Origin of the sequence: Novosphingobium resinovorum (assembly GCF_001742225.1) — a bacterium.
Taxonomy (GTDB): domain Bacteria; phylum Pseudomonadota; class Alphaproteobacteria; order Sphingomonadales; family Sphingomonadaceae; genus Novosphingobium; species Novosphingobium resinovorum_A.
On sequence record NZ_CP017075.1, the window covers coordinates 824,582 to 846,627 of the forward strand.

The window sequence follows — 22,046 nt, forward strand, 5'->3', positions numbered from 1 at the left end:
AAGGCGCGCCCATAGCCGGGTGCGGGGCGCTTGGCCAGAGCGAGAGCGGTTGCAGGCGGTTGACGGAAATTTCAGGTCTTACCCGTAAGCCCGCCGCCATGAAGAGCACCATGCGCATAGCCCTTCCGCTTGTGGCCCTCGTCGCGCTGGCGGCTTGTGGCGACAGTCCCGAAACCCTTTACGCCAAGGCGCGCGATGACTTCGCCGCCGGGAATTACCAGCGGGCGCGTGTGGAAGTGGCCTCCGCGCTGAAGGACAGGCCCACGGACGCCCCGATGCTGGCACTGCTGGTGGAGACGCAACTGCGGCTCGGCGATCCGGACGGGGCCGAAGGGGCGATCGGACGGCTCGAACGGGCAGGGGGCAAGGATATGGCCCGAATGAAGGCCGAAGTCGCCCTGCTGCGCGGTGACGCAAAGGCGGCATTGGCAACGCTTGGCAACGAGACCTCGGTGGACGGATGGCGCGTGCGCGCCGAGGCGCAACTGGCGCTGGGAGACGAAGAGGCCGCCCGCGATGCCTTCGAAAAGGGAATGAAAGCGGGGGGCGATATCCGGCTGGCGCAATCCTACGCCCGCTATCTGCTGGAGAACGGTGACCTGGCGCGCGCGGCTTCGCTGCTTGGAGAGATGCAGCGCATCGCGCCACGATCGTATGAGGCACTGGTGATGGCAGGCGATCTGGCATCGGCGCAGGGCCGCGAAGAGGATGCCGCGCGCGCCTATCGCACAGCTATCGATGCGTTTCCCGACCGTGCGGCGCCGATGCTGGCGCTGGCCGAGCATTACGACGGTTTGGGCAAGCTGGACGAAGCATCGAAGCTGGTCGATCAGGCTGCCGAAGTGGCGCCTGACGACCCGGAGGTGGAGGTAATGCGAATCCAGCTGCTGTCCGAACAAGGGCAGTGGGAGAAGATCCGCACCACGCTCCAGACGCGCGAATCCGAACTGGCGGCAGGGTCCACGCTGAGCATGCGCTATGGCGAGGCATTGCTGCAGCTGGGCCATGCGGAGCAGGCGCGGGTGATCTTCAGGCGGGCGGTGCTGGCGCTTCCGGGCAATCCCTATGCCCGGCTGATGCTGGGTGAGTCGCAGCTGGCGACCGGCGACGGTCAGGGGGCATGGGCAACGCTGCAGCCGCTCGCGGCATCGACGCTGGCCGGGCCGCAGGTGCTGGAAGCTGCCGAACAGGCTGCCCGTGCGGTCGGCGCGCCCGAGGCGGCGGCGCTGCAGGCGCGGCTCGATCCAGCGCGGCTCAAGGAGACGATGGCCTTGGTCGGCCAAGGCGAATCCGCCATCGCCGGGCAGCGCTGGGCCACGGCGGCGGGAATCTACGAGAGACTGCTGATGCGCGGTGAGGACCCGGAGGTGCTCAAGCGCCTCGCATTCACGCGAAGCGGGCTGGGTGAGGGGGATGCCGCCATCCGCGCTGCCGACAAGGCGGTAGCGCTGGGCAGCGACAATCCGGACTATCTTTTCGTTGCCGGACTGGTGCGCGTCGTGGCGGGGCGCGATCTCGGCGAGGCGCAGCGACTGCTTGAAAAAGCCGCCGATCTCGATCCCGCCAACCGTGCGATCGCGCGCGAACTGAAAAAGGCGAAGGCCGCCGCCGGGTGATCCGGCGACGGCCTTTTGCCAGATTAGGTAGAACCCACCCCCACCCCCTCCCGCTTGCGGGAGGGGAGAAACGGAGACGTCCCTCCCGCTTGCGGGAGGGGAGCGAGACTTAGGCCAAAGGCCTTAGTCGCAGCGGGGTGGGCACCAGTGCCGAAATATCAGGCGCGGGCCTTGCGGCGGCGCGCGTAGGCCAGGCCGATCAGGCCTGCACCCAGCATGCCCAGCATGCCCGGCTCCGGAACCGCGGTGCCGCCCGAGGAACCACCGCTCGAACCGCCCGAGGTCGAGGTGGTGCCGCCGGAGGTCGTCGTAGTGGTGCCGCCGGAGGTCGAACCGCCCGAAGTCGTCGTGCCACCCGAGGTGCTGGTCGTGCCACCCGAAGTCGTCGTGGTGCCGCCCGAAGTCGAGCTGCTGGTGGAGGTGCTGCCGCCGCACATCTTCCTGCCGATCTTGTCGCCGCAATCGCAGGAGTGCGTATGCTTGCCCTTCGAATAGGTCGCCTGCGCAGGCGAGGCCATGGCGACGGTGGCGCCGGCGGTGATCGTGAGAGCGATCAGAGTCTTGCGGATCATCGTAGTCTTACCCCAGTTACCCGAGTTGGTTGACCAGCAATACGCAATCACCGTGCCAATCGCCAATTTCCGCCAATTTCATTGAATCAGGCAGGGGTGAAGCGATCCATATGTAAGCTAACTCGACACCCTTCAGTCCTGCTGGCGCAGCGCCACGTCGTTCATGAAGCGGGCGTCGTCGCCGTTCGCAAGCCGATCCGCTTCCGCCGCCACCGCGCCCAGCATGTCGGCCAGCGGGTCCATCTCGGCCTTGGCGTAGTTGCCCAGCACGTAGCCGTGGACGCGGTCCTTGTGCCCGGGATGGCCTATGCCGAGCCGCACGCGGCGGAACTCCGCCCCGAGGTGCTGGTCGATCGAGCGCAGCCCGTTGTGCCCGGCATGGCCGCCGCCCTGCTTCACCTTCACCTTGAACGGCGCCAGGTCGAGTTCGTCGTGGAAGACGGTGAGGGCGGACAGGTCCAGCTTGTAGAAGCGCATCGCCTCGCCCACCGAGCGGCCGCTCTCGTTCATGAAGGTAGCGGGCTTGAGCAGCAGCACTTTGTCGCTGCCGATGCGGCCTTCCTGCAGCCAGCCCTGGAACTTCTTCTGGACCGGGCCGAAGCCGTGAATCTCGGCGATCGCGTCGGCAACCATGAAGCCGACGTTGTGGCGGTTGAAGACATACTGCGGACCGGGATTGCCCAGACCGACCCAAAGCTGCGTGGCCATCCGTATTCCTTGCCTGCGTCCTTGCGGTTGCATGAAAAGAAAAGGCCCCTCCCACGCGGGGTGGGAGAGGCCGTTTTCTACCCGAAAGCAGGAGAAGCTTACTCGGCCTCGGCCGCTGCTTCGCCTTCTTCGCTGCGCAGGGCAGAGGGAGCGGCGATCGTCGCGATCGTGTAGTCACGGTCGGTGATCGCGCTCTCGACGCCCTTGGGCAGCTTGACGTGGCTGATGTGGATCGATTCGCCCACGTCGAAGCCGGTCACGTCGATGGTGATCTCGTGCGGGATCTTCTCGGCGTCGCAGACCAGTTCGAGGTCGTGGCGAACGATGTTCAGCACGCCGCCGCGCTTCAGGCCCGGCGACAGCTCTTCGTTCTCGAACACGACGGGCACGTTGACGTGCACGGTCGCGCCCTTGGCGAGACGCAGGAAGTCGGCGTGGAGCGGGCGGTCGCTGACCGGGTGGAAGGCAACGTCCTTGGGCTGGGTGCGGAACTTCTTGCCATCGACTTCGACTTCGATGATCGAGTTGAAGAAGTGGCCGGTTCCGAGCTGGCGAGACAGCTCCTTTTCCTGGACGTGGATCGCGAGGGGCTCTTCGTTGCCACCGTAGATGACGGCGGGGACGCGACCTTCACGACGCAGTGCACGGGAGGCTCCCTTGCCAGCCCGATCACGCGTCTCGGCCGGCAGGTTAAGCGTATCGCTCATGGATCTTGCCTTTCAAAACTGGATAATAATGCGATGACACGCCGCTCATCGGTGCGCACCGTCCTGCCACGCCTCCAGGGATGACCATGACAGGAAGGCGCGGCCCTTACTGGGAGATGGGCGGAAAAGCAAGCCGTTCGTGCGTCCGTGGGCGCGATGTCGCGGTGTTTGAGGGGGCGGTTGCGACCCTTCGACAAGCTCAGGGTGAGCGGGGTTGGAATAAATCTCCCAATTCCGCTCAGGCTGAGCTTGTCGAAGCCCCCAAAGCCTCACTCCACCCGCGTGACCGTGAACCCCTCGGCCGTCAGCATTGCGGGCAATCCCTCAGGCCCGGCCATGTGCGCTGCGCCGACAGCCACGAACGGCTTGCTGCCCGAGCGAACCGCCTGTGCGATCCGGCCAGTCCAGCGCCGGTTGCGGCCGGTGAACAGCACCGCGCGCAGTTCCGGGTCGGCGAGCAGGCCCGAGCGGGTCTCCGCCTCGATCGCGTTCACGTCGCCCTTGCGCCAGCTGGCCGAAAGATCGCGGTCGGGAGAGACGGCTTCGGCGACGACTGCGGCGAGGAGGTCGCGCTGCTCGCGCTCGGGCAGGGCGTCGAACAGGCCGAGCTGCGCGGCAGCGCCTTCGAGTTCGACCACCGGCCTTTGCCCCGCCGCCGCGATCACGGCGCGGTCGACACCGTTGCGGGTATCGCCTTCGTCAGCCCCTGCGCGGGCGAGCGTCAGGGCTGCGGCCCAGGTATCCATCGCCGCGAAGTCGCCGTCGCCCCGGCCGCTCTTTTTCAGCAAAGTGGCCAGAGCGGCGCGGTCTTTCGGCGGTACGCGTTCGGAAAGCGGCGGTTCGTTCTCGCTGCGCGCGAGGCTTTCGAAAGTGGCGGCGACTTCCGCCTCGTTCGCGAGGTTGCCGACTTCGACCATGATCGATCCGGCTTCGTCCAGTGCGGAACCGACTTTCGCCGTGCGCCAGACGAGGGGGCGCTCGGCGCTGTGGATCGTGCCGAAGAGCCAACCGACGTGGCCCCGACCGTCCTCGACCCGCCACAACGCGGGGTTGGCCTGCTGGGGCTCGCTCGAACAGGCGACCAGCCCGGCGATCGCCAGAAGTACCGCAAAACGACGGATCATCTACTGTACCCGGGTCGAGGAAACGCCAGCCGCCGCAAGCTGGTCCTGCACGCTGCCCGGCCCGGCGAGATGCCCGGCGCCTACCGCGACGAACACCGTACCCGGCTTGTCGAGGCGCGCCTTGAGCCACTTCGCCCAGTTGGCATTACGATCGGTGATCAGCACCTTGCGGATTTCCGGATCGCTCTCGTCTTCGTTCATCAGTTCGGCGAGGTGGTCGGCATCGCCTGCCTTCCACGCGGCGACCATCCTGTCGACGTCGGTTTTCACGTCGGGCAGCGCTTCGACCACTTCGTCGAGATAGGCGCGCTGGGTCGGCTCGGATAGATTGTCGAACAGGCCGATCTGGTAGTCGACGGTCTCGAAGGCATGGTTGGCCAGATGTCGCGCCCGCGCCCTGGCGGCGACCTGCTGGTCTATCCCGGTCTCGGTGCTGTAGCCTGCGGTCTTGAGCGGGATCAGCGTCAGCATGAGTGCGGCGAACCAGGCATCGTTGGCATCGAAAGCCTGTGCCGGGATGCCGATGGATGTCAGCGCGCCCTCGTAGGCGGTGCGCTCCTTGGCGGAGAGCGTGTCGCGCAGGGACTTGCCATCCTTGCGCGCAGCCATCTGCAGGATCGTGCCCTGCGCCTGTTCGGTGTCGTCTATGGGTATCTCGGTCACCAATTCCTGCGCGCTGTCGAGCGCCTTGGCGACCGGACCGGCGTACCAGTCCACCTGCTCGGGCAGGACGTGGATCGTGCCGAACAGCCAGATCGTGGTGTCCTCGTCCGCGACTTTCCAGAGCGCCGGTCGGACGGCGGATGCTTGCGCCGTCTCCTGCGCCGAGGCGAGCGGGGACGACAGGGCGGTGAAGGCGAGCAGGGCGGAGCCGAGCCCGCTACGAATAAGGGTACGAACGCGGGGCATGGCAAACCTATCGGGGAGGAAACTGTAAGGCGGCGTGAACGGATCAGCGCCAGCGACGCCGGTCCCACCCTATGCACCATACGATGCAGACGGCAATGGAGATGAACACGATCCGCAAACGACGCGGGCGCGGGCGGTGCCGCAATGCGCCGCAATGCCCTAAGCAATGCTTTGTGTTGTTGATTTGGCAGCCCCGATCCGCCAAAGGCCGCGCATTCAAGAATTCGACGGAACCCCGATGACCGCCGCCAAACAGCCGCTCAGCTTCCAGGACATGATCCTGACGCTCCACAACTTCTGGAGCGCGCAGGGCTGCCTCATCCTGCAGCCTTACGACATGCGCATGGGCGCAGGCACCTTCCACCCTGCTACGACGCTGCGCGCGCTCGGTCCCGAGCCGTGGAAGGCCGCTTATGTCCAGCCCTCGCGCCGCCCGACGGACGGCCGCTATGGCGAGAACCCGAACCGGCTGCAGCACTATTACCAGTATCAGGTGATCCTGAAGCCGAACCCGGAGAACCTTCAGGAACTGTACCTGCAGAGCCTCGCCGAGATCGGCGTCGATCCGCTGGAGCATGACATCCGCTTCGTCGAGGACGACTGGGAAAGCCCGACGCTGGGTGCCTGGGGTCTGGGCTGGGAAGTCTGGTGCGACGGCATGGAAGTGACGCAGTTCACCTACTTCCAGCAGATGGGCGGCTTCGACTGCAAGCCCGTCGCGGGCGAGCTGACTTACGGCCTCGAACGTCTGGCGATGTACATTCAGGGCGTGGATTCGGTCTACGACCTGCGCTTCAACAACGAAGGCGTGAGCTACGGCGACGTCTTCCTGGCGAACGAGCAGCAGCAGTCGAAGTACAACTTCGAGATCGCCGACACCGATGCGCTGTTCGCCGGCTTCAAGGCCGCCGAGGCCGAATGCATGCGCTGCATCGACGCCAAGGTGCCGCTTGCAGCTTACGACCAGGCGATCGAGGCGTCGCACCTGTTCAATCTGCTACAGGCGCGCGGCGTGATCTCGGTGCAGGAACGCGCCAGCTACATGGCCCGCGTGCGCGATCTCGCCAAGGGATCGTGTCAGGCGTGGATCGACGTGAACAAGGACAAGTGGGAAGCCAAGTTCCCCGGGTGGACCGTATGAGGCTTCGACAAGCTCAGCCTGAGCGGGGTGTAGAAGGACGTCTTCCCCCAACTCCGCTCGTCCTGAGCCTGTCGAAGGACCACAGCGCCCACCTATCAACCCGCGAAACGGGCCACTGACATGACCGACTTCCTTCTCGAACTGCGCAGTGAAGAAATCCCCGCCCGCATGCAGGCGGGCGCGCGCGCCGATCTGGAAAAGCTGTTCCGCAAGGAACTCGCCGCCGCTGGCGTCACGCCCGGCCAGATCACCGTATCGTCCACGCCGCGCCGTCTCGCGCTGATCGCCAACGGTCTGCCGGACGTAACCGAGGCCGTCAGCGAGGAGACCAAAGGCCCCGCCACCAGCGCGCCCGAGCAGGCGCTCGAAGGCTTCCTGCGCAAGACCGGCCTGAGCAAGGACCAACTCGAAGTCCGCGACGTCAAGGGCAAGGACACCTACTTCGCCGTCGTCGAGAAGCCCGGCCGCGCCGTGAGGGACGTGCTGGCCGAGGCGATCCCCGCCATCGTGCGCGCCTTCCCCTGGCCCAAGTCGCAGCGCTGGGGCGCCGCGTCGATCGGCACGGATTCGCTGCGCTGGGTGCGCCCGCTCTCCGGCATCGTCGCCATTCTGGGCGAGGATCTTGTCGAGTGCGAAGTCGGCGGCATCCGATCGGGCTATGCCACGAAGGGCCACCGCTTCCACGCGCCCGGCGAGATCACCATCGGCGGCGCGCATGACTATGCCCGCAAGCTGTCCGCCTGCCACGTCATCGTCGACCATGTCGAACGTCAGGACCTGATCCGCGACGAGGCGCGCAACGTCGCTGCCGCCGCCGGTCTCAAGCTGGTCGAGGACGAGGGGCTGGTGATCGAGAACGCCGGCCTCACCGAATGGCCGGTGCCGCTGCTCGGCCGTTTTGACGAGGCGTTCCTCGAAGTCCCGCCCGAGACGATCCAGCTGACCGCGCGCGTCAACCAGAAGTATTTCGTCTGCGAAGACGCTAACGGCAATCTCGCCGACGCCTTCGTCTGCACCGCCAACATCGACGCCACCGACGGCGGCGTGGGCATCGTCGCGGGCAACCGCAAGGTTCTGGCCGCGCGCCTGTCCGACGCGCGTTTCTTCTGGCAGCAGGACCGCAAGGTTACTCTGTCGGATCAGGCGAAGAAGCTGGCCCGCATCACCTTCCACGAAAAGCTGGGCACCGTCGCCGACAAGGTCGAGCGCGTGGCCAAGCTGGCCGAGTGGCTGGCCACCGAGGGCATCGTCCCGAACTGCGATCCGGCGCTGGCGCGTCAGGCGGCGGAACTGTGCAAGGCCGATCTCGTCACCGAGATGGTCGGCGAGTTCCCCGAGCTGCAGGGGCTCATGGGCGGCTACTACGCCCGCGCCGAGGGCCTGCCCGACGCCGTGGCCGACGCCATCCGCGACCATTACAAGCCGGTCGGGCAGGGCGATGAAGTGCCCACCGCGCCGGTGACTGTGGCGGTGTCGCTGGCAGATAAGCTGGATACGCTGGCTGGATTCTATTACATTGGTGAAAAGCCGACCGGTTCAAAAGATCCTTTTGCCCTTAGACGAGCCGCACTTGCCATTATCAAAATACTGATGGCGTCCAATATACGGCTGTCTTTAATACCGACACTCTTGAAGCATATGGCTTCGGTTCATGATGACGCAGTGAAGAATGAGGAAACCATTCTTGATCACGCTAGAACGGCCGCAGGTTTGGAACCCGGTGCGATCGTCATCGGCGATAGCATTGTCGACGAAGAGATCATCGAACTCCTCGACTTCTTCGCCGACCGCCTCAAGGTCCAGCAGAAGGAAGCGGGCGTTCGTCATGACCTGATCGACGCGGTGTTCGCGCTCGGCGGCGAGGACGATCTGGTCCGCCTGCTCGCCCGCGTCCATGCGTTGCAGGCATTCGTCGGCAGCGAGGACGGCGCCAACCTCCTCGCGGGTTACAAGCGCGCCGCCAACATCCTCAAGAAGGAAGGCTGGTCGGCGTCCGATGCTGCACCCGCGCACCCGCACACCGGCGACGAGGACCCGCTCGAAAACGTGGACGATCCCGACATGCAGGAAATCTATGCTGCAGCGGGTTCGGGGCTCGGCTATGCCGCCGAACCGGCGGAACAGGCGTTGATCGACGCGCTCGATGCTGCGGAACCTCGGGCAGCCACAGCCGTTGCTGCAGAAGATTTCGCAAGTGCAATGAGTGCGCTGGCATCGCTTCGCGCACCTATTGACGGGTTCTTTGATCAGGTGACAGTCAACGATACTGACTCCATAAAAAGAACATCTCGTCTTGCACTGCTTGATCGCTTCCGTGCTGCGGTGCACAACGTAGCGGATTTCTCGCGGATCGAGGGGTAGGAGGGTTTCCCCACGGTCTGCATTCTTGCGCAAAAATCCCGGAGATTTGGGACTAATGACTAAGCAGGTCTACACGTTCGGCGGCGGCGTAAAGCACGACGATCCGCGCGCGAAGGACAAGGTGATCACCGGGGGCAAGGGTTCGAACCTTGCCGAGATGGCCGGAATCGGCCTGCCGGTGCCTCCCGGCTTCACCATCACCACCGAAGAATGCGTGAAGTATCTCGCGGAGGGCGCGAACTTCTCGGACGAACTGCGGGCCGAAGTGGCCGAGGCGCTGGCCCATATCGAAAAGTCGGTCGGCAAGTCCTTCGGTGATTCTACTGATCCGCTGCTGGTCTCGGTCCGCTCGGGCGCGCGCGTTTCGATGCCGGGCATGATGGACACCGTGCTGAACCTCGGCCTGAACGACGTGACCGTGGAGGGTCTTGCGTCGACTTCGGGCGATGACCGCTTCGCGTGGGACAGCTACCGCCGCTTCATCCAGATGTATTCGGACGTCGTTCTCGGCGTCGAACACCATCTTTTCGAGGAAGCGCTGGAGATCGCCAAGGAAGACAACGGCTACGACAACGACGTCGAACTGACCGCGAACGACTGGCGGGGGCTGGTCAAGCAGTACACCGCGATCGTCGAGCGTGAACTGGGCAAGCCGTTCCCGCAGGACCCGCAGGAGCAGCTGTGGGGCGCGATCCAGGCCGTGTTCGACAGCTGGGACGCCGACCGCGCCAAGGTCTACCGCCGCCTCAACGACATCCCCGGTGACTGGGGCACCGCCGTCAACGTGCAGGCCATGGTCTTCGGCAACATGGGCGACACTTCGGCAACGGGCGTCGCGTTCACCCGCGATCCGGCGACCGGCGAGCGCGCCTACTACGGCGAATGGCTGGTCAACGCGCAGGGCGAGGACGTCGTCGCCGGCATCCGCACCCCGCAGTACCTGACCAGGGCCGCCCGCGAGCGCGCCGGGGCCAAGCCGCTGTCGATGGAAGAGGCGATGCCCGAGGCATACGCCGAACTCGCCGCGGTGTTCGACCTGCTCGAAAAGCACTACCGCGACATGCAGGACATCGAGTTCACGGTGCAGCAGAACAAGCTGTGGATGCTGCAGACCCGCTCGGGCAAGCGTACTGCCAAGGCTGCGCTCAAGATGGCCGTCGACATGGTCGAGGAAGGCCTGATCGACGAAGCCACCGCGATCAAGCGCGTCGATCCGATGGCGCTCGATCAACTGCTTCACCCCACGCTCGACCCCAAGGCGCCGCGCGACATTCTCGGCAAGGGCCTGCCCGCATCGCCGGGCGCGGCTTCGGGCGCGATCGTGCTCGACGCCGACACCGCCGAGAAGCGCGCGGAAATGGGCGAGGCGGTCGTCCTCGTCCGCGTGGAAACCTCGCCTGAGGACATCCACGGCATGCACGCGGCGAAGGGCATCCTCACCGCACGCGGCGGCATGACCAGCCACGCGGCGGTCGTGGCGCGCGGCATGGGCCGTCCCTGCGTCTCGGGCGCATCGGGGCTGTCGATCGACATGAAGGCACGCACCCTGCGCATCGGCAACCGCGAGCTGAAGGAGGGCGACCTCATCACCCTCGACGGCGCCACCGGCGAGATCATGGCGGGCGAAGTCGCCACCATCGAGCCGGAACTGGCAGGCGATTTCGGCACGCTCATGGAGTGGGCCGACAAGCACCGCCGCATGAAGGTACGCACCAACGCCGAAACGCCCGCCGACTGCAAGATGGCGCGCCAGTTCGGCGCCGAAGGCATCGGCCTTTGCCGCACCGAGCACATGTTCTTCGATGCAGGCCGCATCTCCGCCGTGCGCCAGATGATCCTGGCCGAGGACGAGAAGGGCCGCCGCGAGGCGCTGGCCAAGCTGCTCCCCGAACAGCGCGCCGACTTCCAGGCGATCTTCGAGGTGATGGCGGGCCTGCCCGTCACCATCCGCCTGCTCGACCCGCCGCTCCACGAATTCCTGCCGCACAGCGACGCGGAATTCGCGGAGCTGTCGGACGCGATCGGCATCGGCGTGGACACGCTCAAGCGCCGCGCGGACGAACTGCACGAGTTCAACCCGATGCTCGGCCATCGCGGTTGCCGCCTCGGCATCACCTTCCCCGAAATCTACGAGATGCAGGCCCGCGCCATCTTCGAGGCAGCCTGCGACGTCGCAGCGGCTTCGGGTGAAGCGATCGTGCCGGAAGTGATGATCCCGCTCGTCGCCACCAAGCGCGAGCTGGCGATCCTCAAGAAGGTCGTCGATCAGGCCGCGGCCAAGGTGTTCGAGGAGAAGGGCAAGACGCTCGACTATCTCGTGGGCACCATGATCGAGCTGCCGCGTGCGGCACTGATGGCGGGCGAGATCGCGGAAGAAGCGAAGTTCTTCTCGTTCGGCACCAACGACCTGACGCAGACCACGCTGGGCGTCTCGCGCGACGATGCCGCGCGCTTCCTCAGCCCCTACGTCGAGAAGGGCATCTACCCGCGCGATCCGTTCGTCAGCCTCGACATCGAGGGCGTGGGCCAGCTGGTCCAGCTCGGCGCCGAGCGCGGCCGTGCGACCTATGCCGACCTCAAGCTCGGCATCTGCGGCGAGCACGGCGGCGACCCGGCCTCGATCGCGTTCTGCGAGAAGGTGGGTCTGGATTACGTCTCGGCCTCGCCCTATCGCGTGCCGATCGCGCGTCTGGCGGCGGCTCAGGCGGCGCTGGCGTAAGCAAGCCAGCGTTCGTCATTGCGAGCGAAGCAATCCAGGGCGGTTTGGGCCGCTCTGGATTGCTTCGGACCTTCGGCCCTCGCAATGACGATGAGATTTACGGGTTCAGCGCTTCCAGCCGGACAGCGTCATGATCTCGAACCGCTCTACCGTGCGGCCGCCCTCACCGGCGGCCGCAAACGCATCGTGCGCCCGCGCCAGCGCCGCCTTGCCCAGCTGCGGACCGGGATCAGCGAGCACATTGGCGAGACCCTGCGCGCGCAGGTCCCCGACGAGGCGTTCGAGGCTGCGGAACCCCACGTCCAGATGGCGATGGTCCGCCACCGGATCGGCATAGAGCGTGCGCTGGAGCAGTTGCGCTCCTGCACGCACGTCCACCGAGGGGTGAAGGCGCGGGGCGGGACGCTCGTCGTCCGCCGCCATCATGACTTCGCGCATGACCGGCAGGCTGCCGGAGCCGAGGAAGCTGGCGATCAGCAGTCCGCCCGGCGCCAGCGCCTTGCGTGCGTGGACGAAGGCGCCGGGAAGGTCGTTGACGGTGTCCAGCGTGCCGAGGCTGGCGATGAGGTCGAAGCCGTCGAACGGCCAGGGCTGTTCCTCAACGAAGCCAATGGCCGGGTCCACTTCGGTCACCGGCACACCCTGCGCCCGTAGCGCCAGAGCCAGCGCGCCCGAATAGTCGCCGACAACCAGCGCCGTCTTCGGTTCGAAGCGCAGGAAAGAGAGGCGTTCGAGCACGTCCTCCACCATGTCGTCGATCAGGTAGCGCGGCGCATCCGGCTGCTGCTGGAGCCTGAGCATCCGGCGGCGCAGGGCGGCGCGGCGGGCGGGGGAGAAGATGCGGGGGGGAGCCTTGGTTGCCATGGATGCTCCCCTGCCGCGTCGATGAAAACCTTGCAATGCCCTCGTGGCGTGCTTGTCGTGCAACACGGCGTGCATAGGATCGCGCCATGGGCCTGGGACACGTACTTTCACCGCTCGTCGATCTCGTGTTTCCGCCGCGGTGTCCGCTGTGCGGGGCGGCGATCGGTTCGGCGGCGGGGCTCTGTGCGGATTGCTGGAGTACGCTGGCGATCCCGGGCGATCCGGCCTGCGCGGCCTGCCAGCGGCCTTTCGGCGATACGATGCCGGAGGGCGGCACGTGCGGCCCGTGCCTTGCCGATCCGCCGCGCCATGCCGGGATCGCGGCCGCGACGCTCTACAACGAACCTTCGCGCAAGCTGGTGCTGGCGTTCAAGCACGGGAATCGCATCGCGCTGGCACCGATGATGGCCGGGCTGATGGTGCCCAAGCTGCCTTTCGTCGATGCCGACTGGCTGCTGGTGCCGGTGCCGCTGCATCGCTGGCGGCTGTGGAAACGCGGCTACAATCAGGCGGCGGAACTGGCCCGGCAGATCGGGCGGCGCAGCGGCGCGGGCCTCGCGGTCGATACGCTGGTGCGACGCAAGGCGACGCGCTCGCTGGGCGGCATGGGCAAGCTGGCACGCAAGCGGACCTTGTCGGGTGCGATTGCCGTCCATCCGAAGCGGAAGGCAGCGCTGAAAGGTGCGAAGGTGGTCCTCGTCGATGACGTGCTGACCAGCGGTGCCACCAGCGATGCCTGCGTCTCGGCGCTGAAGCGGGCAGGAGCGGAGCGTGTGGTGATCGCCTGCTTCGCCCGCGTGCTGGATGAAGCTCTCGATGTGACCTGAGGCGATTCGCCCTGAATACGAAAACGCCCGGAACCTTGTGAGTTCCGGGCGTCCTCGTGACGAAACTGTTTGAACCCTGCTTGCGCAGTTCAGCGGTGCCCCTGATACCGCCTGGTCCGATCCCTCATCAAAGCATTCCCTGAACCGTGGCCCGCTTTCCGTTTCAGACCGGTGTTCCTTGCCGAACACTTGCCTGCGAGCGACCTGTGGGTCAGAAGCAGCCCCCCAGCTGCAAAGCCAGAATTCATCGAATCGTCTTTTTTGGAAAGAGACTTCGCTGACTGACGTGGATTTTGGTCCCTTGCTGTGGCTGTGGTGCAACAATTATGCCGCTGTTAGCGGGAACAGGGATTAGTCCGAGGATGACAGACGTGACAGCCGCCGAGCGTGAACTGGGAACGGCGTTCCTGCCGCGCTTCGACGCCCAGGGATTGCTCATCGCCATCGCCGTCGATTCGCGCTCGCGCGAGATCCTGATGGTCGCTTACATGGATGCCGAGGCGCTGGCGAAGACGCGTGAAACGGGGCTGGCGCATTTCCATTCGCGGTCGCGGGGCAAGCTGTGGCTGAAGGGTGAGACATCGGGCCATTTCCTGCGCGTCGAGGAAATTCGCGTCGATTGCGATCAGGACGCGCTGGAACTGCTCGTGACGCCGGAAGGTCCGGCCTGCCACACCGGTGCGCGCAGCTGCTTCTATCGGCGGCTTGATGGCGAAGTGCTGGAGCGCACCCGGGATCATCTGCCGCATTCTTGACATTTATCGCCAAATAGGTTATATGACCCGACATCCGATCCGGCGATGATCACGCCGGAGAGGTGTATCGGGTCGGCGTCGTGGGCCGGGATGCGGTTTCAGCCGCGATCGCGCAAACCACGCGTCCGTTCGAAGACCCGGACTGTCTCTGCGCTACCGGAAACGCCGTCCATACGATCCTTCGACACGTCGTTGGGCATGGGACGGCCATCCCGGATAGCCTTCGGCCGATAACGATGCGAACCCTAACGACGGCCACATGGGACTTTCCGATGGAATACAGGTCGAGCCGGGCTGCACCGTGAGTTACCCGGCCGCTCGCCAGAGCTTCACGGAAAACAAAACCCCGCGTCCCTGCTTGGACGCTCCCGACGCCGACCCGATGTTCACTTCGGATGCGTTGATTTCCCCGGCGTAATGGCCCGCACTCGCCAGCGGGTGTTTTTGCGTGCGCTGACTGCACGCACACCCCCGTCATCCCAGCGAAGGCTGGGACCGCTGGCAGCGCAAAACCCAACCCTCGGCAGGGCGTCCGGACGATAGTTGGTCGTAACAGGCCAGCGGTCCCAGCCTTCGCTGGGATGACGATGTTGGGGATGACGGGCTTTGTTTGCAAATTCCTCCCCGAGCAAGCTCAGGGAGGAATGGGAGGTCAGCCCAGTATCTCGTTGAAGAACGACAGCATCGAGGCCCAGGACTGGCGATCGGCGCTGACGTTGTAGTCGAGGAAGGCCATGCCCTTGTCCGGGCTGTGCGGGTCGGTGAAGCCGTGCTTCACGTTGCCGTAGCTGTGGAAGTGCCAGTCGGCTCCGGCCGCATCCATTTCCTCCCAGAAGGCGACGACATCGGTGCGGGGCACGAGCGGGTCGGCATCGCCGTGGCAGACGAGGATGCGGGGCTTGATCCCGCCGGGCTGGGCCGGAGCCGTGGTCGGCAGGGTGCCGTGGAAGCTGACCACGCCGGCCAGATCCTCACCTGCGCGGGCGGCTTCGAGGACGGCCTGACCACCCATGCAGTGGCCGACGGCGAAGAGCTTGATGCCATCGGCGAGCCCCCGTAGCGCATCGATCCCGGCGATGATGCGGGCGCGGTAGTAGGCGTTGTCGGCGCGCAGCTTCTCGGCGACGGGGAACGAAGCCTCGAAGCTCTCGATCGGCTCGCCGTAGAAGTCGGTGATCATCACCAGATAGCCCTCTGCGGCGAGCTTGCGGGCGCGCTCCTCCATCAGCGGGATGACGTTGGCGATCGTCGGGAACAGGGCGACGGCCGCGCGGGCCGCGCCTTCGGGGCGGGCGAGCCAGCCGGTGAGGGCGACACCGGCGTGTTCGTAGGAAACGGGCTCGAGCGTGGGGGTAGTCGTCACGATGGATATCACTCCGGCAGGAAGTCGGGCACCGAGAGATAGCGCTCGCCGGTGTCGTAGTTGAAGCCGAGGACGCGGCTGCCTGCGGGCAGGTCCTTCAGCTTCTGGGCGATGGCGGCAAGCGTCGCGCCCGAGCTGATGCCCACGAGCATGCCTTCCTCGGTTGCGCAGCGACGCGCCCAGTCCTTGGCGTCGGCGGGATCGACCTGAATGGCCCCGTCGATCGACTGGGTGTGCAGGTTGCCGGGGATGAAACCGGCGCCGATACCCTGGATCGGGTGCGGGCCGGGCTGGCCGCCGGAGATCACCGGCGAGAGCGTCGGCTCGACCGCATAGGCCTTCATCGAAGGCCAGCTGGCCTTCAGCGTCTCGGCGCATCCGGTCAGGTGGCCGCCGGTGCCGACGCCGGTGACGAGCACGTCGATGGGCTCATCGGCGAAGTCCTTGAGGATTTCCTGCGCGGTCGTCTTGACGTGGACGTCGACGTTGGCAGGGTTGTCGAACTGCTGGGGCATCCAGGCGCCCGGGGTCGCCTCGATCAGTTCCTTGGCGCGCTCGATCGCGCCCTTCATGCCCTTTTCGCGCGGAGTGAGGTCGAACTTGGCGCCGTAGGCCAGCATCAGGCGGCGGCGTTCGACCGACATCGATTCGGGCATGACGAGGACAAGGGTGTAGCCCTTGACCGCTGCCGCCATGGCGAGGCCGATGCCGGTATTGCCCGAAGTCGGCTCGATGATGGTGCCGCCGGGCTTGAGGCTGCCGTCGGCTTCCGCCGCCTCGATCATGGCGAGGCCGATGCGGTCCTTGATCGAGCCGCCAGGGTTGGCGCGCTCCGCCTTCACCCAGACCTCATGGTCCGGAAACAGGCGGGAGAGGCGGATGTGCGGGGTATCGCCGATGGTGGCGAGGATGCTGTCGGCCTTCATGATTTCTGCTCCCAACGGGCTTCGAAGGTACGTGCCCGGCGCAGTTCCGGGAAGAACCAGGCCCAGGCAAGGGTGATGACTATGGCAGCGCTGCCGCCGAAGACAACTGCTCCGGTAGCGCCGAGAAGGGCTGCGGCGAAGCCCGACTGGAACTCGCCCAGCTCGTTCGAGGCCGAGACGGCGAGACCGGAAATCGCCGAGACGCGGCCGCGCACGGTGTCGGGCGTGCGCAACTGGACGAGCGAGCTGCGGATGAACACCGAGATCATGTCGGCGGCGCCGAGGCAGGCAAGGCAGGCGAGCGACAGCAGGAAGTGGCGCGAGAGGCCGAAGCCGATCGTCGCGGCGCCGTAGGCCACGACGGCCGCCAGCATCTTGACGCCGACGTTCGACTGCAGCGGGCGGAACGAGAGCCAGAACGCCACCACCGCCGCGCCTGCCGCCGTCGCCGCGCGCATCTGGCCGAGACCCTCGGGACCGACGTGCAGCAGGTCGCGGGCGAAGACCGGCATCAGCGCGGTCGCGCCGCCGAGCAGCACGGCGAAGAGGTCGAGCGTGATGCAGCCGAACAGGAAGCGCTCGCTCCAGACGAACCGGAAGCCCTCGACGATCTGGCGGATCGGGTGAGCCTTGGCCGGGTCGCGCGGGATGGCGGGCAAGTGGCGGATCGCCTGGATGGCGATCGAGGCGCCCAGCGTGAACAGCGCCGAGCACCAGTAGGGCAGGGCGTGGTGGGCCGCGAACATGAAACCGTAAGCGGCAGGGCCGATGATCGTGCCCGCCTGCATTGCGATCGAGTTGAAGCCGATCGCGCGCGGGATCAGCTTGGGCGGCACGATGTTGGGCGCGATCGCCGACATGGCCGGGCTGATGAATACGCGGACCATGCCGTGCATCACCGCGAAGGCATAGAGCACCGGCAGGCTGCGGATTTCCAGCGTGGTGATGATGCCGAGGCCCAGCGCGACGCACATGTCTAGCAGGGCGGCTGTTCCGGCGACCTTGCGGCGGTCGAAACGATCGGCGACGACGCCCGCCACCGGGGTCAGCAGGAACACCGGCAGGAACTGTGCGAAGCCGAGCAGGCCCAGCTGGAACGAGGCCTGCGTGATCGACATGGCGTAGTCGGTTCGGGCGACGTCGTAGAGCTGGTAGCCGATGATGACGACCGTACCCGTCGTCGCCAGCACCGCGAAGAAGCGGGCCAGCCAGAACTTGCGGTAGTCGGCGATCTGGAGCGGCGAAGTGGGGGCGCCGTCGGGAGAAGGATGGGGGAGACTCACGCGGGCTGCATGGCAGCGTGGCCTCCCCTTGCCAAGTTGGATTGGGCTAAACCGGATTGTTTCTTTTAATAGGTGATCCGGGCCGTCAGGCGCACGTCACGCCCGGCGATCGGCACGAAGTCCTTGGTCTGCGATGCCGCCAGGCGGCCCGAGGCGTCGAGCAGGTTGTTGGCGGAGAGGATGAGGGTGAGAGGCCCCTTCTCGCCGACCGGGCGCCAGGTGGCGCTGAGGTTGACGAGCGTGAAGGCGTCTGTCGGGTTCTCGTTCTCGGCCACGCGGTTCTGCCGGGCGTTCCATTCGACTTCGCCGCGCAAGTCGAAGACCGGCGAATCGTACTCCAACCCTCCGCGCACGCGCAGCGGCGGGATGCGGGGGACCGGGCCGAGATTGACCAGCCTGGCGTGAGTATAGTCGACCCCGCTGTCGATCTTGAAGGTGCCGCCGCTCTGCGTGCGGGCCACGGTCAGCGCGCCCTCGGCCTCGATGCCGCGGAAGCGAGCGGCGGCCTGAAGGTACTGGTAGATCGGGAGGCTTGATTCCGCGTCGATCTGGCCGGTCGGGACGGCGGCGATGAAGTTGCCGAAGTTGGTGCCGTATGCGGTCACCGATCCGGCGAAATTGCTGCCGCTGTAACGGATGCCGGCTTCGATCCCATCGCTCTTTTCGAGCGTGAAGTTGGGATTGCCGACCTCGAACGACTGCGTGGCGTCATGCGCGCCGTTGACGAACAGTTCCTCCGCGGACGGGGCGCGTTCGCCGTGCTGGTAGTTGACCGAGAGGGTCAAGGTATCGGTCGGGTGCCATGCGGCACCGACGACTGCGGAGTACTGGTCGAACTGGCGGCTCTGCCCGGTCAGCAGGTCGCCGCCATTGGGCTTGGCGCGGATCTGCGTATTCTCGTAGCGCAGCGCGGCTTCGAGATCGAACCGGCCGACTTCAAGTTGCTGCAGCGTGAAAGCCGCGAAGCGGTTGGTCTCGGTGTTCGGCAGCAGCAGTTCGTCGCCGGTGATGTCCAGCGTGGAGGACGAATACTGGACGCCGCTCGAACCGCTCCAGATGCCCCGGCGCGTCTGGTCGGCCTGGAGCCGGGCCGACAGCGACTGGCTGTTGAAACGGGTGCCGACGGCGCCGTCGGTGATCTCGGCGTGGGTGTAATCGCCGTACGCGCCGCGCAGTTCGAGGCGTTTGAGGAAACCGTCGAGGTTGAGGCCCGCCCGCAGGTCAACGCGGGTCTGGCGCAGGCTGATCATCGTCGAGGACGGATCCGTCGAGGGGCGCGGGGGAATGCCGTAGTCGTTGGCCACGCGCTGGGCCGAGACACCGATGTCGCCGCCCGCGTCGATGAACGCGACGCCGCCGCCATATGTCCAGCCCTCGGTGCCGCTGTTGGCGAGCTTGCCCTTGCGGCCTGCCTGAGCCGTCAGATTGGCAGCGCCGGCGGCGTCTCCGTCGGCGGCAAGGGCGTCGGCCGAAGCCAGAGTCTCGGCGCGCAGTTCAGGGGAAAGCACGTAGCCGCCGACGTGCAGATCGTCGGAATGATAGTAGGAGGCATCGAGGTGCGCGACCCACTTGTCGGCCAGCCTGACGTTGGCGGCGACCCCGCCGTTCACGTCGTTGGCGGCGGTGCCGTAACTGCCCAGCGCGTCGATGGTGAACGCCTTGTCCGGCACCGCGCGTGGGATGCGCTTGTCCAGCGCGTTGACCGCGCCGCCTGCCGGATCGCTGGCGTAAAGCAGGACGCGCGGGCCGTGCAGGACTTCGACGCGCTCGATGTTCAGCGTGTCGAGCGACACCGCGTGGTCGGCGGAAACGGCGGATGCGTCGAGCGAGCCGAGACCGTCAAGCAGGACCTGAACGCGCGGGCCGTCGAAGCCGCGCAGGATGGGGCGCGATACGCCGGGGGCGAAACCGCTGCTGGTGACGCCGGGAAGGCTTTTCAGCATGTCACCGATCTGCGGCTTCAGATTGCGGGTGAGGGCATCGCCGGTCAGCACAACCGGAGCCGAAATCGGGTCGGCGTTGCCGGAAATGACGCGGCCGGTGACGATGATCTCAGGGCCACTCTCCTGCGCGTGGCCGCTCTTGGACGCGGTGGCGGGGCCAAATGCTTCCTGTCCGGACGCTCCCGGCACGGATTGGGCCAGCGCGGGATCGGCGGCGACGGTTGCGACAAGGCTGGCGCAGGCCAGCAGGGCGATTCGGGGAGGGCGGGCTGTCATGTCCAAGCCCTCTAATTGTCATGTTATATTATATCAATATGGTTTTGTGCGTACGCAGCATTTTCCTAACGGGACTTGCCTGATGTTCAGCGCTTGGGACGCAGGCGCGGATTGGGCTGGAGAGTATCGACCAGCTTGAGGAAGTCATCGATCCGGATGATGCGCTCGAACTGGAAACCGGAACGGCCCTCGTGGGTCCAGATCATGTGCGCCTCGATCCGGCCTACCACGGGCAGGCGCATGACCAGCCGTTCGCCGCGCTCGAGCGTCATCTCGCCCTGGATCATGAAGCCCTGGGCCGAAATGTTCACGATGTGCAGGTCGAGGTCGCCGAGCTGGCGGTGCTCGGCGATCACGGTGTAATCGACGGGGTGACGCGCTGCGCGCCGTTTGTCGGTTACAGTGAGCTGCGCTCCTGCACTCATGGTTCCATGCCTTTTGCTTTTTGCCGTCGAAGAACTCTAGGCGCAAATGGCAAACAAGCGGTTAATCCCGCCGACTTTGCCCCCGGCAGGTCGGCGGGATTAAGTATTACGCCTTTGTGATGACGCCGTGCTTCTTCTTGCCGACACTGAGCTTGCGGCTTTCGCCCGGCGCCAGTGTGATCAGCAGGGCGGGATCGTCCATCACCACGTCGTCGAGACGCACCGCGCCCTCGGCGATCTTGCGCTTGGCCTCGCCGTTGGATGCCACGAAACCAAGTTCCACACAGGCCGCGCCGAGACGGATGCCGTCTGCTCCGGCCTCGATGGTCGGCAGATCGCCGCCCATGCCGCCGCCCGCGAAGGTCGCCTGTGCGGTGGCTTCGGCGGACTTCGCGGCTTCCTCACCGCGGCACAGCTTCGTCGCCTCGTTGGCGAGGACGATCTTGGCGGCGTTGATTTCGTTGCCTTCAAGGGCTTCGAGGCGCTCGATCTCGTCCAGCGGCAGGTCGGTGAACAGGCGCAGGCGCTTGCCCACGTCGCGGTCGTCGGTGTTGCGCCAGAACTGCCAGTAGTCGAAATGCGAAAGCTGGTCCTCGTTCAGCCACACCGCGCCGCCGACCGTCTTGCCCATCTTGGTGCCGTCGGCATTGGTGAGCAGCGGCGTCGTCAGGCCGAAGACCTGCGTGCCATCGACGCGGCGCGCGAGTTCCACGCCGTTGACGATGTTGCCCCACTGGTCCGATCCGCCCATCTGCAGGCGGCATGCGGCGCGGCGCGACAACTCCAGGAAGTCGTAGGCCTGCAGGATCATGTAGTTGAATTCGAGGAAGCTGAGCGACTGCTCGCGATCGAGGCGCAGCTTGACCGAATCGAAGCTGAGCATGCGGTTGACCGAGAAGTGCTGGCCGATGTCGCGCAGGAACGGGATGTATTCCAGCTTGTCGAGCCATTCCGCGTTGTCGACCATGATCGCGTCGCTGGGGCCGTCGCCGAAGGTCAGGAAGCGCTCGAAGACGCGGCGGATCGAGGCGACGTTCTCCTTGATCAGGTCTTCGGTCAGCAGCTTGCGCGCCTCGTCCTTGAAGCTGGGGTCGCCGATCTTGCCGGTGCCGCCGCCCATCACGACGATCGGCTTGTGGCCCGCGCGCTGAAGCTGACGCAGCATCATGATCGAGACGAGGTGCCCGACGTGCAGCGAAGGCGCCGTCGGGTCGAAGCCGATATACCCCGGCACCACCTGCTTGCCGGCCATGGCGTCAAGGCCCTCGGCATCGGTGAACTGGTGAATGTAGCCTCGCTCGTCGAGGAGGCGCAGCAGGGTCGAATTGTAGGTCATCGGTTCCGCTTCGGTTTGAGGGAAGCGCGCGCCTAGCACGAGGAGGGGGGGAAATAAACGCCGATGGGTGCGGCGGTGCCCACCCCGCTGCGACCAGGCGATAAATCGTCTGGTCTCGCGCCCCTCCCGCTTGCGGGAGGGGCTGGGGGTGGGTTTGTCGCGTGCATTCTTTCGTTTCGCCAGAACCGCAT

Annotated in this window: 18 protein-coding genes; 6 read left to right on the plus strand and 12 right to left on the minus strand. The window is 65.9% G+C overall.

Going from position 1 to position 22,046, the window contains the following annotated elements:
- Positions 1 to 110 precede the first annotated feature (110 nt).
- Positions 111 to 1,616 (plus strand): tetratricopeptide repeat protein, encoded by a 1,506-nt coding sequence (locus tag BES08_RS03695; protein ID WP_231958159.1) that lies wholly within the window; start codon positions 111 to 113, stop codon positions 1,614 to 1,616.
- A gap of 158 nt (positions 1,617 to 1,774) precedes the next feature.
- Here the strand turns inward: BES08_RS03695 and BES08_RS03700 are convergent, their stop codons facing one another.
- The 5 genes from BES08_RS03700 to BES08_RS03720 form a co-directional block, all read right to left on the minus strand.
- Positions 1,775 to 2,188 (minus strand): PEP-CTERM sorting domain-containing protein, encoded by a 414-nt coding sequence (locus tag BES08_RS03700; protein ID WP_036523082.1) that lies wholly within the window; start codon positions 2,186 to 2,188, stop codon positions 1,775 to 1,777.
- Positions 2,189 to 2,320: 132 nt separating this feature from the next.
- Entirely contained in the window at positions 2,321 to 2,896 is a 576-nt protein-coding gene (gene pth / locus BES08_RS03705; RefSeq protein ID WP_008831871.1) for an aminoacyl-tRNA hydrolase, read from the minus strand.
- A 98-nt stretch (positions 2,897 to 2,994) separates the two neighbouring features.
- Positions 2,995 to 3,603: a 50S ribosomal protein L25/general stress protein Ctc gene (locus BES08_RS03710; protein WP_008831870.1), complete on the minus strand. Its 609-nt coding sequence runs from the start codon at positions 3,601 to 3,603 to the stop codon at positions 2,995 to 2,997.
- A gap of 269 nt (positions 3,604 to 3,872) precedes the next feature.
- Positions 3,873 to 4,727: a TraB/GumN family protein gene (locus tag BES08_RS03715; protein ID WP_051586686.1), complete on the minus strand. Its 855-nt coding sequence runs from the start codon at positions 4,725 to 4,727 to the stop codon at positions 3,873 to 3,875.
- Positions 4,728 to 5,636 (minus strand): TraB/GumN family protein, encoded by a 909-nt coding sequence (locus BES08_RS03720; RefSeq protein WP_008831868.1) that lies wholly within the window; start codon positions 5,634 to 5,636, stop codon positions 4,728 to 4,730.
- 238 nt (positions 5,637 to 5,874) lie between these two features.
- On the opposite strand from BES08_RS03720, the gene BES08_RS03725 reads away from it, so the two are divergent.
- The 3 genes from BES08_RS03725 (at position 5,875) to ppdK (ending at position 11,857) form a co-directional block, all read left to right on the plus strand.
- Positions 5,875 to 6,777, plus strand: coding sequence for a glycine--tRNA ligase subunit alpha (locus tag BES08_RS03725; RefSeq protein ID WP_008831867.1), 903 nt, complete (start codon positions 5,875 to 5,877; stop codon positions 6,775 to 6,777).
- Between the two features lie 120 nt (positions 6,778 to 6,897).
- Positions 6,898 to 9,138, plus strand: coding sequence for a glycine--tRNA ligase subunit beta (gene glyS / locus BES08_RS03730; RefSeq protein ID WP_069707709.1), 2,241 nt, complete (start codon positions 6,898 to 6,900; stop codon positions 9,136 to 9,138).
- A 55-nt stretch (positions 9,139 to 9,193) separates the two neighbouring features.
- Positions 9,194 to 11,857, plus strand: a complete 2,664-nt coding sequence (gene ppdK / locus BES08_RS03735) for a pyruvate, phosphate dikinase (protein WP_036523088.1) — start codon at positions 9,194 to 9,196, stop codon at positions 11,855 to 11,857.
- Between the two features lie 105 nt (positions 11,858 to 11,962).
- Here ppdK and BES08_RS03740 read toward each other — a convergent pair whose 3' ends face one another.
- Positions 11,963 to 12,721, minus strand: coding sequence for a methyltransferase domain-containing protein (locus tag BES08_RS03740; RefSeq protein WP_036523090.1), 759 nt, complete (start codon positions 12,719 to 12,721; stop codon positions 11,963 to 11,965).
- An 86-nt stretch (positions 12,722 to 12,807) separates the two neighbouring features.
- Here BES08_RS03740 and BES08_RS03745 point away from each other — a divergent pair, with 86 nt between their 5' ends.
- Together BES08_RS03745 and hisI are read left to right on the plus strand one after the other, a co-directional pair.
- Positions 12,808 to 13,548 carry a ComF family protein gene (locus BES08_RS03745; RefSeq protein WP_036523093.1) on the plus strand — a complete coding sequence of 247 codons (741 nt, stop codon included), beginning with the start codon at positions 12,808 to 12,810 and terminating at the stop codon, positions 13,546 to 13,548.
- 362 nt (positions 13,549 to 13,910) lie between these two features.
- Positions 13,911 to 14,303 (plus strand): phosphoribosyl-AMP cyclohydrolase, encoded by a 393-nt coding sequence (gene hisI, locus BES08_RS03750; protein WP_069707710.1) that lies wholly within the window; start codon positions 13,911 to 13,913, stop codon positions 14,301 to 14,303.
- A gap of 652 nt (positions 14,304 to 14,955) precedes the next feature.
- Here hisI and BES08_RS03755 read toward each other — a convergent pair.
- The 6 genes from BES08_RS03755 to tyrS form a co-directional block, all read right to left on the minus strand.
- On the minus strand, positions 14,956 to 15,666 hold the full coding sequence (locus BES08_RS03755) for a dienelactone hydrolase family protein (RefSeq protein ID WP_008832782.1): 711 nt from the start codon (positions 15,664 to 15,666) through the stop codon (positions 14,956 to 14,958).
- 8 nt (positions 15,667 to 15,674) lie between these two features.
- Complete coding sequence (gene cysK / locus BES08_RS03760; protein ID WP_008832783.1) at positions 15,675 to 16,592, minus strand: cysteine synthase A; 918 nt, start codon at positions 16,590 to 16,592, stop codon at positions 15,675 to 15,677.
- Positions 16,589 to 17,875, minus strand: coding sequence for an MFS transporter (locus tag BES08_RS03765; protein WP_036523098.1), 1,287 nt, complete (start codon positions 17,873 to 17,875; stop codon positions 16,589 to 16,591). The genes cysK and BES08_RS03765 overlap by 4 nt, the downstream gene beginning before the upstream one ends.
- A 65-nt stretch (positions 17,876 to 17,940) precedes the next feature.
- Positions 17,941 to 20,094 (minus strand): TonB-dependent receptor, encoded by a 2,154-nt coding sequence (locus BES08_RS03770; RefSeq protein ID WP_036523101.1) that lies wholly within the window; start codon positions 20,092 to 20,094, stop codon positions 17,941 to 17,943.
- 86 nt (positions 20,095 to 20,180) lie between these two features.
- On the minus strand, positions 20,181 to 20,519 hold the full coding sequence (locus tag BES08_RS03775; RefSeq protein WP_008830574.1) for a PilZ domain-containing protein: 339 nt from the start codon (positions 20,517 to 20,519) through the stop codon (positions 20,181 to 20,183).
- Between the two features lie 106 nt (positions 20,520 to 20,625).
- Positions 20,626 to 21,855: a tyrosine--tRNA ligase gene (gene tyrS, locus BES08_RS03780; RefSeq protein WP_069707711.1), complete on the minus strand. Its 1,230-nt coding sequence runs from the start codon at positions 21,853 to 21,855 to the stop codon at positions 20,626 to 20,628.
- Positions 21,856 to 22,046 lie beyond the last annotated feature (191 nt).

Coding starts and splice junctions, on each gene's coding strand:
- BES08_RS03715 (WP_051586686.1), bottom strand. CDS start 4,727: ATGATCCGTCGTTTTGCGGTACTTCTGGCGATCGCCGGGCTGGTCGCC.
- tyrS (WP_069707711.1), bottom strand. CDS start 21,855: ATGACCTACAATTCGACCCTGCTGCGCCTCCTCGACGAGCGAGGCTAC.
- hisI (WP_069707710.1), top strand. CDS start 13,911: ATGACAGACGTGACAGCCGCCGAGCGTGAACTGGGAACGGCGTTCCTG.
- BES08_RS03720 (WP_008831868.1), bottom strand. CDS start 5,636: ATGCCCCGCGTTCGTACCCTTATTCGTAGCGGGCTCGGCTCCGCCCTG.
- BES08_RS03725 (WP_008831867.1), top strand. CDS start 5,875: ATGACCGCCGCCAAACAGCCGCTCAGCTTCCAGGACATGATCCTGACG.
- BES08_RS03745 (WP_036523093.1), top strand. CDS start 12,808: ATGGGCCTGGGACACGTACTTTCACCGCTCGTCGATCTCGTGTTTCCG.
- BES08_RS03710 (WP_008831870.1), bottom strand. CDS start 3,603: ATGAGCGATACGCTTAACCTGCCGGCCGAGACGCGTGATCGGGCTGGC.
- BES08_RS03740 (WP_036523090.1), bottom strand. CDS start 12,721: ATGGCAACCAAGGCTCCCCCCCGCATCTTCTCCCCCGCCCGCCGCGCC.
- BES08_RS03770 (WP_036523101.1), bottom strand. CDS start 20,094: ATGACAGCCCGCCCTCCCCGAATCGCCCTGCTGGCCTGCGCCAGCCTT.
- cysK (WP_008832783.1), bottom strand. CDS start 16,592: ATGAAGGCCGACAGCATCCTCGCCACCATCGGCGATACCCCGCACATC.
- glyS (WP_069707709.1), top strand. CDS start 6,898: ATGACCGACTTCCTTCTCGAACTGCGCAGTGAAGAAATCCCCGCCCGC.
- BES08_RS03700 (WP_036523082.1), bottom strand. CDS start 2,188: ATGATCCGCAAGACTCTGATCGCTCTCACGATCACCGCCGGCGCCACC.
- BES08_RS03695 (WP_231958159.1), top strand. CDS start 111: ATGCGCATAGCCCTTCCGCTTGTGGCCCTCGTCGCGCTGGCGGCTTGT.
- BES08_RS03775 (WP_008830574.1), bottom strand. CDS start 20,519: ATGAGTGCAGGAGCGCAGCTCACTGTAACCGACAAACGGCGCGCAGCG.
- pth (WP_008831871.1), bottom strand. CDS start 2,896: ATGGCCACGCAGCTTTGGGTCGGTCTGGGCAATCCCGGTCCGCAGTAT.
- ppdK (WP_036523088.1), top strand. CDS start 9,194: ATGACTAAGCAGGTCTACACGTTCGGCGGCGGCGTAAAGCACGACGAT.